The organism is Streptococcus lishijunsis, from assembly GCF_047290665.1.
GTDB lineage: Bacteria > Bacillota > Bacilli > Lactobacillales > Streptococcaceae > Streptococcus.
The window spans coordinates 1-638 of the sequence record NZ_JBLBUC010000057.1; the positions used below are offsets into that span (position 1 = coordinate 1).

Annotated in this window: 1 protein-coding gene; it reads left to right on the plus strand. The window is 38.9% G+C overall.

What is annotated here, in order from left to right; translation table 11 throughout:
• On the plus strand, positions 1–638 hold a 638-nt coding region (locus ACLN19_RS09125), incomplete at both ends, for a UPF0236 family transposase-like protein (protein ID WP_413385534.1).

Genomic DNA, 638 nt, shown 5'->3' on the forward strand with positions numbered 1-638 from the left:
GTCCTAAAGGCTGTTAAAAGAGTAGATAGTTTGCTTGATGATAAAAAGCGTTATCGTTTCTTTAAAACAGAAGCCCCTCATCAGAAAATCAAGGCGGACGTCATTTATATTGAGGGTGACGGGGTCAGGGTGAAAACGACCTCAGGCGATGAGCGCTCTAACACCGATTTAGCTCATTTTCTCGTTCACACAGGATCAAAGAGAATAGCGCCTAACCGTTTTATTTTAGAGAATAAGTATGAGATTATTGATGTTGATTATGAGTTGGCTAGGGATAACTTGCTCGATTATCTCTATAACCATTTTCAGATTACAGACAAAACCGTTCTGATTTCGAATTCTGATAATGGAGCAGGCTATACCAAGCAGGTTTTTACCAATATTAAAAAAGCGCTCGGTATCAAGCGACACGAACATTTTTGGGATCTTTATCATGTTAATGATTTGATCAAAACAACCTTACGTCCTTACTCACCTGAGTTGAGAAATAGCTTCTTTAAAGCTATTAAAGAACACGATTTAGGTCTCCTTAAAACAAGCCTAGATACCTTCGAGTCATTGATGGACTCAGAAGAAGAGCTCGAGCGTTTCTTGATATTTAAGCGTCGCTTAATGAGAGGATTCAAAGATACGAAGCC